This window comes from Oleiphilus sp. HI0128, from assembly GCF_001635365.1.
In genome coordinates this window covers 1-10,275 of record NZ_LWGG01000079.1, presented here as the reverse complement: position 1 = coordinate 10,275, position 10,275 = coordinate 1, and the positions used below count along the sequence as shown (strand labels likewise).

The following is a 10,275-nucleotide window of genomic DNA, read 5'->3' as shown; positions in this document are numbered from 1 at the left end:
AACCTCTCCATAACATATAGCTATAATATTTTTTTATTTAATTCTTTTTACTTCTTTAACTTAATGAAGAATATTAAGTTACTTAGCTAAGTCATTCATCTTCTATCTTATTCGCTCAGAATATAAGCAAATTAAACGTTACCGCAAAATACACCAGTGTTACCCTAAGAAACACTCTTATTAAAACAGATCACACACTTTTTGTGTTCTCTTTCTCATTATTTGCGCCCAAGCGGGAAAGCAGCAATACAATTAAAGCTGAACCAATGGCACAAATCACTGCAAGCACTAGATAGGAAGACTCTTGCGTTAAGGCTACATACTTATCCGGAGAAATATTAGCCTCTAACAAAGGTACTAATTCACCATGACGGTTTTCGCGATAGCTTAAAACCTGCTTCCAAGGCCAAACCTTGTTCAAGGCACCAATCATAAAGCCTGTTAAAACAGCCAAAGTCAGTTTTCTATAACGTGAAAATGTCCAAACAAGTAGTTTGGCAATGGACAAAATACCAATACCACACCCCAGCACAAAGACACTTAATACGGCGAGATCAAAGTCCTTCACCGCCCCAAGAATATAAGCATAGGTGCCCAGAATCAGTAAGATAAAGCTTCCGGAGATACCTGGTAGCACCATAGCGCAAATCGCAAGCACACCCGATAGAAAGGCGTTAAAGAGTGTTTGATCAATACTCGCTGGAGACATTGAGGTTAAGCCCCAGGCAAATACGGCTCCCAATAGCATTGCGATAACCAAGCCAACGCTCCACTCCCTTACTTCACGACCCACTATGTATACAGACGCCAAGATGAGACCAAAAAAGCCGGCCCAAAGAGGAATAGGAAAGTTAGCCAGCAGAAAAGTAATCACCTTCGCCAAGGATATTGCGCTTGTCACAATGCCAACAAACAGAGTAAGAAGAAAACTGGCGTCTGCCTTTTCCCAGACTCCTTTTAAGCTTCTATTTTTTAATGCTAGTAACAAAGTAGGAAGAATTGAATTTAAGGCTTGTAGCAGGCGCTCATAAATACCCGTAATAAAAGCAATAGTGCCACCACTAACACCCGGCACAATATCAGCGGCACCCATCAACACTCCCTTTATAAAAACCCATCCATCTATTTTCACATCTACCTCTTTATGGTGCCGTTTTGTATCTTAAATTTATTAGCGAATCGTTCCTGGAAGAAAGGGTACGAACATCGCAGGCTCAATTATCTTTTGTTCATAACTTGAGCCTTTTCTTGTGACAATAGTTAAGCTTTGTTGAGCATCTCCCAAAGGCAAAATCATCCGCCCGCCCTCTTTTAACTGACGAACCAGCTCCAATGGAATTTCTGTGGGCGCCGCCGTCATAATCACTGCGTCATACAAACCACGCTCCGGCCAGCCTATCCCGCCATCGGCATGACGAGTACTGATATTATTCAAGCCTAGCAGCTTAAAGCGTTGAACCGCTTTTTCTAACAGAGGATTAATTCTCTCAACACTATAGACCTCACCCACCAACTGAGCCAAGACCGCCGCCTGATACCCAGAGCCGGTGCCAAGTTCAAGAACTCTACGCGGCGCCGTTTGCAGCAACAACTCAGTCATTCTCGCAACAATATAAGGTTGGGAAATAGTTTGGTTGTGCCCAATCGGTAAAGCTGTATCTTCATAAGCCCGATGAGATAGCGCCTCATCGAGGAATATATGCCGCGGCGTATCCAGCATGACTGCCAATACATCCTCGTTGGTAATCCCCTCATCCCTGAGCCGCTGAATGAGTCGCATCCGGGTACGGCGCGAGGTCATTCCTATTCCTTCGAGATCAAGTGTCTGACTCACGATATTCAATCCTCTAAACAATCTTTTACTTGTGATATCAGCTCATGACGAGTCATATCAACTTGAAGCGGCGTTACTGAAACATAACCGTTCTTTACCGCGTCAAAATCTGTACCTTCTCCGGCATCGTCTCCCTCGCCTGCAAGCGATATCCAATATCGCTGTCGACCTCGTGGGTCTGACACTTCCTCTGGGGGAAGCCCTTTTGCCCGATGCCCCAAACGCGTGACTTTAATTCCCTTAAGCTGCTCATAAGGCACATCCGGCACATTGACATTCAAAATGGTTCTTTCAGGCACTTCCAAATCTTTAGAGCGAACCAATAAATCGAGTACCACTTTTGCTGCAGTTTGATAATGAAACTGACCCTGGTTCACTAGGGAAACAGCGATAGCGGGCTGCTTTAAAAACCGCCCTTCAATCGCTGCAGCGACTGTCCCCGAATATAACACGTCATCGCCAAGGTTTTCATGAGAGTTAATACCTGAGACCACACGCTCAAAGTCAAGATCAAAAAGTGATGAGACCCCTAGGTGAACACTATCGGTCGGCGTACCATCAATACAGTAATGGCCATTTGCAGTTTCCATTACACGCAAAGGGCGACTCAAAGTCAGTGAACTGCTTGCGCCACTATGATCACGATCCGGTGCAACCACCTTCACCTCGAACTTGGAAGATAGAACCTCCGAGAGTACCTGTATACCTTCAGCATTAATACCGTCATCATTGGATATCAGTAAACTCATCGTGTGCTCCGCATGCCTTGATTACCCTCTCCCAAGCCTTGAGACAAGTTAAACACTTCGGCAAGCAATGAAGTAGCAAAGACTCCCGTAGGTAATTGAAACTCTAGTTCAAGCTCAGCCTCTCCCATTGACCAAGACATCGCCTCAGGGACAACAAGGTATGGCCTCCGCTCTAAACGCAATCGATTTTGATGTATTCCTTTTTTAAAGGCAGGGTGCGCCTCTAGAATTTCTTTCTCTGGCTCAGTCAGTTCGTTACTTCCTGGCGTTTCGTCTCCGTATAGTGGGCCGCTTAGATCAGCGCTCAAGTCATCCCCACTTTCTATCAAGCTTGCTAGATTCAAGTTGTATAAGTACGAACGAGCTGCCGATAAATAGAAAGAACGCTGGCTTTTAGATGCTTTAATCTTACCTTCAAAATATTGTACGCCACGATCCAGATTCGCACCGTCAAAGCCGAATCGTTGAGGACCGAAGTAATTTGGAAAACCTTTATCTCTGACTTGTAGCAAAAGAGCTTCCACATTAGCCATATTGTCAATATTTCTCACCACCAACCTAAAGAAGTTGGCACTATGCTCGCCGCGTCTTAACTTCTTATTATGCCGTTGATAACTGAGTACTTTTACGCCTTCACATTCAAATTCGTTCCAATTAGGCTCAGGCTTATTCCCTAAATAAACACTAAACCATTGCCGGGTAAGCGCCCAACGATCCTTTAAACCTGACAGCCCGACATCCACTTTTTTGACGTGGGAGAAACGCGCTAACTGACCCGCCACATACTCAGTATTCTGACCATTTTTTTCCAGCCATAACCAAACGTGCTCCCCCTCACCACTTAGCTCAGGATTCATGACCTCTTCAACAAAGAAGTCTTCTTCTTTTGTCTTAATGACACCGGCAGGCCGCGGTAAGTCAGCGATACATGGAAAAACCAGATTGAACTGTGATTCTGGTAATGACCTTACTTCACTCACACGCTTCTCCTTTCACTTTCGCAGCTAGGTTTAGGCACTAACAATACACTTGCCTGACAAGCAACTCCTTCCTCACGCCCTGCAAAACCAAGGCGCTCTGTAGTCGTTGCTTTAACACTCACCAGCTCAGGAGAAACCTGTAAGTCCTGAGCAATATTTTCCTGCATCTTTCCTATATGCGGCGCCATCTTAGGAGCTTGAGCAATAATAACGCTATCGATATTGGAAACTACAAAACCTTTTTCTGAAATCAAGTGGTTTACTGCAGACAACAGTTCTCGACTATTTGCCCCTTTCCACTTTTCATCAGTATCAGGAAAGTGCTTACCGATATCACCTAAGGCCAAAGCACCTAACATTGCATCCATAATCGCGTGAATCAGCACATCCCCGTCGGAATGCGCAATAAAAGATTTGTGATGGGGAATTTTGACGCCTCCCAGGATAATTTCTTCACCCTCGCAAAATGCGTGCACGTCATAACCGTTCCCGATTCTCGGAAAGCTATTCATTTTTTCACCTCGTCCCAGCTGCGTCCGCGCAGCCAAGGTATCTGCAGCCAAACGTAAATCGTGCGGCCGCGTAATTTTGATATTGTCATCTGAGCCTTCAACTAGGCAGGGCGCCCCACCCATATGCTCTATTGCTGACGACTCATCGGTCACCGTCAGCCCAAGCCGCTGACATTCACTTAGGGCATGGCGCAGCTCGGCAAAACGAAAGACTTGTGGTGTAAATGCTCGCCAAAGTTTGTCCCGATCCGAAGTACCCTCAATCGCCCTTCCATCTTGTGATACCTTAATCGTATCAACAACGCGAGACGCCAGAATAGCACCGCCCTCTGAACCGTCCCAGGCGTCAACATGTTCAATCAAGTTATCTATATCTTCTCGACTTAAACAGGGCCGCGCAGCGTCATGCACCCACACCCAATCTTGCTCATCGGCAATACCTACCAAAGCATCAAGACCATTTAAAACAGTATTGAAGCGTTCACTACCACCCTTATACTGAATCACTCGAGCATCTTGAGCCAAACTATCGCTATCAAAATAGTCATCAGCCTCGGAAATACCTATATGCACCTGAGTAAAGCGAGGGTGGTCAAGGAAGGCTTTGGCACTCAGATAAAGAACACTGCTTGAACCAAGCTGAAGATATTGTTTAGGGATGTCACTTTGCATTCTGCTGCCAACACCCGCTGCCGGAATAATGACCCAAAACCGAGGTAGTGCTTGCTTAGCAGAGTCTAAGCCTGAGAGGGGTGAGGAGGTAAACGAAGGACTGGGGCTTGAAACCGACATAGTTGGGGCACAAAGTGATAAATAAAAACCTATGACCCGCTCTTGGTCATGGCAGGCGCTTGCAATGGGCCATTATAGTTTCGAAGCCACTACCATGTAAAAGGTTTCGTCTCGCCCTATCATGCCCAAACTGAAACGAGCACGTTCTTCAATCGCATCATAGCCATTTTTAAGGTCTAGCACCTCAGCATTCAGCTGAGCATTGCGCTCACTTAAGGTGTCATTCGCCGCCTGCTGCAAAGCCACTTTTTCGCGCAAATGCGAAACTTCTGCAAAGCTACCACTGCCAAACCACAAGCGGTACTGCAAACCAAGAATAACAATGACCATTATACTCCAGAGCACTTTCATAAGGACAACTTCACTACACCTTTAACTTCACACTAGTCACATTATTACTTAAAGATTGCCATACGCTGACAAGACACATAGACAAGCAAAAACGATATTTCTTCCCGCTACCACAGCGTAGAGACAAGAAAGCCCCGCTACATAAAAACGGATAAACAAACATATATTGGAATAAATTTACTCTAGTTCAGAAATTGGCTTTTAGCGAAAAGAATTCTGAAGATTAGCATAATTTAAGATAAGGCTTGTTTTGCCTAAAGACAAAAAAGCACTGAACGTTCAACGCACAGTGCTTTTCATTCAATCAAGGCCAGAAATTACTGTCCTTTGATCTCACTTCTACCCTTATAAGGCGCCTTGCTTCCCAACTGCTCTTCAATTCTCAATAAGCGGTTATACTTAGCAACACGATCAGAACGACAAAGTGAACCAGTCTTTATTTGGCCGGCACAGGTACCAACCGCCAAATCAGCAATTGTTGTGTCTTCTGTTTCACCAGAACGATGTGAGATAACTGCGGTATAGCCTGCATCTTTAGCCATCTTAATCGCATCTAAGGTTTCGCTCAGGCTACCAATCTGGTTGAATTTAATCAGAATCGAGTTAGCAATATCTTTTTCGATACCTTCAGAAAGAATCTTGGTATTGGTCACAAACAAGTCATCACCAACCAATTGAACTTTGTCGCCCAACTTTTCAGTTTGATACTTCCACCCATCCCAATCCGACTCGTCCTGACCGTCTTCAATAGAAACGATTGGATACTGGTCGCAAAGCTCAGCCAAATAATCAGAGAACTGCTCAGGGCTGAAAGCCTTACCTTCGCCTTTCATGTCGTATTTACCATCAACATAGAACTCAGTTGATGCACAGTCTAAGGCTAGCGTAATGTCTTTACCTAGCTCGTATCCTGCATTCGCTACAGCAACCTTGATTGCCGCCAATGCATCGGCATTAGAAGCCAAGTCAGGCGCAAAACCGCCCTCATCACCCACAGCGGTATTTAGACCTTGCTCACTTAATACCTTCTTCAAACCATGGAATATTTCAGCGCCCGCACGCAGTGCTTCGGCAAAAGTAGGAGCAGAAACTGGCTGAACCATAAACTCTTGGATATCAACATTGTTGTCTGCGTGCTCACCACCATTGATGATATTCATCATTGGCACAGGCATAGAGTACTGACCAGAAGTACCGTTTAGATCAGCAATATGCTCATAAAGCTCAACGCCTTTTTCTTGTGCTGCTGCTTTCGCTGCTGCCAAAGAAACCGCCAAAATTGCATTAGCACCCAGCTTAGCTTTATTCTCAGTACCGTCCAGATCCAACATAATTTGGTCTAAAGCTCGTTGATCGGTAACATCCTTACCTAATAACGCAGCCTTGATCTCTTCATTAATGCCGGCAACAGCCTTTAAAACACCTTTACCTAAATAACGACTCTTATCACCGTCTCTAAGCTCCAAGGCTTCACGAGAGCCTGTTGACGCACCAGAAGGAGCGCAAGCTGTACCCACCACACCAGACTCTAGAATCACATCCGCTTCAACAGTAGGGTTACCACGAGAATCCATGACCTCACGGCCTTTGATATCAATAATCGTTGTCATTACACTTCTCCAAAAATAATAACTTCAGGCCCTGTCTTTCCTTCAACAACGCCAAAATTCAAAATCATAAACGCTATATTTTAAGCCGTATCTAAAGGCTTAAATTGCTTAACTAGCTCATCGATTGCCTTAACTCTAGCAAGGAAGGGTTCAAGCTGCGACAACCTTAAAGCACACGGGCCATCACACTTAGCATTTTCAGGGTCAGGATGAGCTTCTAAAAACAAACCAGCAATACCCTGCGACATACCCGCAAGCGCTAAGTCAGTTACAGCTTCACGTCGACCACCAGCAGAATCTGCACGACCACCGGGCTGCTGCAAAGAATGCGTCACGTCAAAGAAAACCGGGTACTCAAAGCTCTTCATTACACCAAATGCCAACATATCGACAACCAGGTTATTGTAACCAAAACTGCTACCACGCTCGCAGAGAATTAACTGGTCATTGCCGGCCTCTTCACACTTGGTCAAAATATGTTTCATTTCCTGAGGCGCAAGGAACTGGGCTTTCTTGATATTAATAACGGCATTTGTCTTGGCCATCGCTGCCACCAGGTCTGTCTGACGGGACAAGAAAGCTGGCAATTGGATAATGTCACAAACTTCAGCAACCGGAGCTGCTTGCTCAGGCTCGTGCACATCGGTAATGACCGGCACATTAAAGGTTTTCTTTACCTCTTCAAAAATACGCAAGCCTTCTTCCAAGCCGGGGCCTCGAAAAGAGTTAATAGAGGAGCGATTCGCTTTGTCGAAAGACGCTTTAAATACATAAGGAATATCAAGCTTGGTCGTTACCTCGACATATTTCTCGGCAATCTGCATCGCAAGATCCCGGGACTCTAATACATTCATGCCGCCGAACAAAACAAATGGCAAATCATTAGAAATTTTTACATCACCGACCTGTATGACTTTTTGACTCATCTATATACCCTTCTATTTACGAAGACTTATTTGTGAATGCGGCAGAAATGAAACCTTCAAACAAACCATGACCGTCTCGCGGCGTTGAAGTAAATTCCGGATGGAACTGACAGGCAACAAACCATGGATGATCCGGTGCTTCAACGACTTCAACTAATGAGTTATCTGCTGAACGACCAGAAACAATCAAACCGGCCTCTTCTAATTGCGGCAGAATATTATTATTCACTTCATAACGGTGACGATGACGTTCAATGATCACTGGCTTGCCATAACTTTCGAAAGCCTTAGAACCCTGAACCAGATTACACTCCTGAGCACCTAAGCGCATGGTTCCGCCCAAGTCTGAACCCGCATCACGTTGCTCTACAGCTCCGCTGGCATCTTTCCATTCAGTGATCAAACCTACTACCGGGTTTTCGCAGCCTTTATCAAATTCAGTACTATGCGCATCAGCCAAACCAGCGACATGACGAGCATATTCAATGACAGCAACCTGCATACCTAAACAAATACCTAAATATGGAACCTTGTTTTCACGCGCAAACTTAACTGTCTGAATTTTACCTTCAACACCACGATTACCAAAACCACCGGGCACTAGAATTGCGTCCACTGACTCTAGAACGGCAGTACCTTCATCTATAATTCTCTCGGAATCAATATACTCAATATTAACCTTGGTGCGCGTACGAATTCCTGCATGCTTAAGCGCCTCGATTAGAGACTTATAAGCGTCAAGTAATTCCATGTACTTGCCTACCATGGCAATGGTTACTTCGTTTTCCGGACTGGATTCAGCTTCAACCACTGAATCCCACTCTGTTAGATCGGCCTCATCACACTCCAGACCAAATCGTTCTACGACAATTTGATCCAAACCATGTTCATTCAGCATACGTGGAATCAGGTAAATGCTGTTTGCATCCTGTAATGGGATAACGGCGCGCTCTTCTACGTTGGTAAACAAAGCAATCTTGCGGCGAGATGATGCATCAATCTCGTGATCAGAGCGACAAACCAGAATATCGGGCTGAATACCGATAGAGCGCATTTCTTTTACGGAATGCTGGGTCGGCTTGGTTTTGGTCTCACCTGCGGTTGCAATATAAGGCACTAGAGTTAAGTGCATAAACAGCGCACGCTGGGAGCCCACTTCAATCTTTAACTGTCGCACTGCTTCCAAAAAGGGTTGCGACTCGATATCCCCAACTGTGCCGCCAATTTCAACCAAGGCGACATCATAGCCGTTAGCACCTTCAACGATGCGGCGTTTGATTTCATCAGTGATATGAGGAATTACCTGGACTGTTCCACCTAGATAATCGCCACGTCGCTCTTTGCGAATGACGTCTTCATAGACTCGACCACTCGTAAAGTTATTTCGCTTGGACATCGTGGTTCGAATAAAGCGCTCATAATGCCCCAAATCCAAATCAGTTTCGGCACCGTCTTCGGTAACAAATACTTCACCGTGCTGAAAAGGACTCATCGTGCCTGGATCCACATTTATATATGGGTCCAGTTTAAGCATTGTTACTTTCAGCCCTCGAGCTTCTAAAATAGCAGCCAATGAAGCTGAAGCGATGCCTTTCCCTAAGGAGGATACAACACCACCTGTCACGAAAATAAAACGTGTCATGCAAATCCCGTCAATATCTCAGACAAAGAGCTTTCCATACCTTGCGCCACGCAAAGTTCAGTTAACTCAAATATTTATGTAGAAGGGGGAGATTTTCATCTCAAGATGGGGCGCCAGATTACCAGAAAGCGAGGTTTCACTCAAACTAAATGTGCGTTCAATCACAGCTAATATCTCTTCTGCAAAGGCCTCATAGCTAAATTAAATTTATAGTACCTGGCCTGGCAGAGGCTGACATTGTCTTTTATCATAAACATAAGCCAAAAAATGGAGCTAATTCGTGTATCGCCCCCACCCCCAAACTCATGACAATTCAATAGTGCCCAGCGCTCTGAAAAAGTCGAAAGCAGGCTTTTCGTGCTCAGCAATAGCCGTGGTTTCAAGCCTATTATTTATACTGTCCTTTTCATTAAGTTCAGCCTTACATGCCAAACCTTTAATTGTCGGCGTTGCGCCCTCGTTCCCCAAACCCGTTGCCGAACTGGAAGCTCTTGAAAAACAGATCGTTAAGAAAAAAAGCAAGTTTGCGGTGAAACAAAAGAAGCTAGACCAACAACTCAGCTATGCAACATCAAGCAGCTCTCTTCCTACTAAAACAGTAGCATGGCAAAACGTAATTTCTTTTTTGGAACAAGCCTCGGGAATTGAACTTAAATATGAAGCTGCCAGCAGCCAACTCGATTTTGAATTAAAACTGGCCAAAGGGCATTACGACCTTGCCTACACTACCCCTTTGCAGTTTCATGCATTTAAAGAGTTTCCGGGCTACCAGGCCCAGGTCAAACGCAAGTCACAGCCAATCAGAGGGCTAATATTCGTTAAGAAAACTGGACCAATTAAGACCTTGGCAGAACTAAGAAATGCAACCATTGCGTTTCC

10 protein-coding genes are annotated in these 10,275 nt (G+C 44.9%); 1 reads left to right on the top strand and 9 read right to left on the bottom strand.

Annotation, left to right across the window (positions count from 1 at the left end; all coding sequences use genetic code 11):
* Nucleotides 1–190: 190 nt before the first annotated feature.
* The 9 genes from A3763_RS01045 to A3763_RS01005 all read right to left on the bottom strand — a co-directional run bounded on the left by A3763_RS01045 (nucleotide 191) and on the right by A3763_RS01005 (nucleotide 9,396).
* On the bottom strand, nucleotides 191–1,093 hold the full coding sequence (locus A3763_RS01045; protein ID WP_068511502.1) for a DUF368 domain-containing protein: 903 nt from the start codon (nucleotides 1,091–1,093) through the stop codon (nucleotides 191–193).
* Between the two features lie 78 nt (nucleotides 1,094–1,171).
* Nucleotides 1,172–1,801 carry a protein-L-isoaspartate(D-aspartate) O-methyltransferase gene (locus tag A3763_RS01040; protein ID WP_068514134.1) on the bottom strand — a complete coding sequence of 210 codons (630 nt, stop codon included), beginning with the start codon at nucleotides 1,799–1,801 and terminating at the stop codon, nucleotides 1,172–1,174.
* Between the two features lie 38 nt (nucleotides 1,802–1,839).
* Nucleotides 1,840–2,583, bottom strand: a complete 744-nt coding sequence (gene surE / locus A3763_RS01035) for a 5'/3'-nucleotidase SurE (protein ID WP_068514132.1) — start codon at nucleotides 2,581–2,583, stop codon at nucleotides 1,840–1,842.
* A complete protein-coding gene (gene truD / locus A3763_RS01030; protein WP_082865198.1) occupies nucleotides 2,580–3,563 on the bottom strand; it encodes a tRNA pseudouridine(13) synthase TruD in 984 nt (327 codons plus the stop codon). Before truD ends, surE begins: the two co-directional genes overlap by 4 nt.
* Nucleotides 3,560–4,867, bottom strand: a complete 1,308-nt coding sequence (gene ispF / locus A3763_RS29995; RefSeq protein ID WP_068514129.1) for a 2-C-methyl-D-erythritol 2,4-cyclodiphosphate synthase — start codon at nucleotides 4,865–4,867, stop codon at nucleotides 3,560–3,562. Before ispF ends, truD begins: the two co-directional genes overlap by 4 nt.
* A 72-nt stretch (nucleotides 4,868–4,939) precedes the next feature.
* Nucleotides 4,940–5,218, bottom strand: coding sequence for a cell division protein FtsB (gene ftsB, locus A3763_RS01020; protein ID WP_068514126.1), 279 nt, complete (start codon nucleotides 5,216–5,218; stop codon nucleotides 4,940–4,942).
* A gap of 317 nt (nucleotides 5,219–5,535) precedes the next feature.
* Entirely contained in the window at nucleotides 5,536–6,828 is a 1,293-nt protein-coding gene (gene eno, locus A3763_RS01015; protein WP_068514123.1) for a phosphopyruvate hydratase, read from the bottom strand.
* 80 nt (nucleotides 6,829–6,908) lie between these two features.
* Nucleotides 6,909–7,754, bottom strand: a complete 846-nt coding sequence (kdsA, locus tag A3763_RS01010; RefSeq protein WP_068514121.1) for a 3-deoxy-8-phosphooctulonate synthase — start codon at nucleotides 7,752–7,754, stop codon at nucleotides 6,909–6,911.
* A 16-nt stretch (nucleotides 7,755–7,770) separates the two neighbouring features.
* Complete coding sequence (locus tag A3763_RS01005) at nucleotides 7,771–9,396, bottom strand: CTP synthase (protein ID WP_068514118.1); 1,626 nt, start codon at nucleotides 9,394–9,396, stop codon at nucleotides 7,771–7,773.
* Between the two features lie 373 nt (nucleotides 9,397–9,769).
* Here A3763_RS01005 and A3763_RS01000 point away from each other — a divergent pair.
* Nucleotides 9,770–10,275 (top strand): PhnD/SsuA/transferrin family substrate-binding protein (locus A3763_RS01000; RefSeq protein WP_197482664.1); only part of this gene is annotated, 506 nt, incomplete at its 3' end.

Excerpts from the sequence above, each read along its gene's own strand:
- A3763_RS01045 (WP_068511502.1), bottom strand. The coding sequence starts at position 1,093 with ATGGGTGCCGCTGATATTGTGCCGGGTGTTAGTGGTGGCACTATTGCT.
- A3763_RS01040 (WP_068514134.1), bottom strand. The coding sequence starts at position 1,801 with ATGACCTCGCGCCGTACCCGGATGCGACTCATTCAGCGGCTCAGGGAT.
- surE (WP_068514132.1), bottom strand. The coding sequence starts at position 2,583 with ATGAGTTTACTGATATCCAATGATGACGGTATTAATGCTGAAGGTATA.
- ispF (WP_068514129.1), bottom strand. The coding sequence starts at position 4,867 with ATGTCGGTTTCAAGCCCCAGTCCTTCGTTTACCTCCTCACCCCTCTCA.
- ftsB (WP_068514126.1), bottom strand. The coding sequence starts at position 5,218 with ATGAAAGTGCTCTGGAGTATAATGGTCATTGTTATTCTTGGTTTGCAG.
- eno (WP_068514123.1), bottom strand. The coding sequence starts at position 6,828 with ATGACAACGATTATTGATATCAAAGGCCGTGAGGTCATGGATTCTCGT.
- kdsA (WP_068514121.1), bottom strand. The coding sequence starts at position 7,754 with ATGAGTCAAAAAGTCATACAGGTCGGTGATGTAAAAATTTCTAATGAT.
- A3763_RS01005 (WP_068514118.1), bottom strand. The coding sequence starts at position 9,396 with ATGACACGTTTTATTTTCGTGACAGGTGGTGTTGTATCCTCCTTAGGG.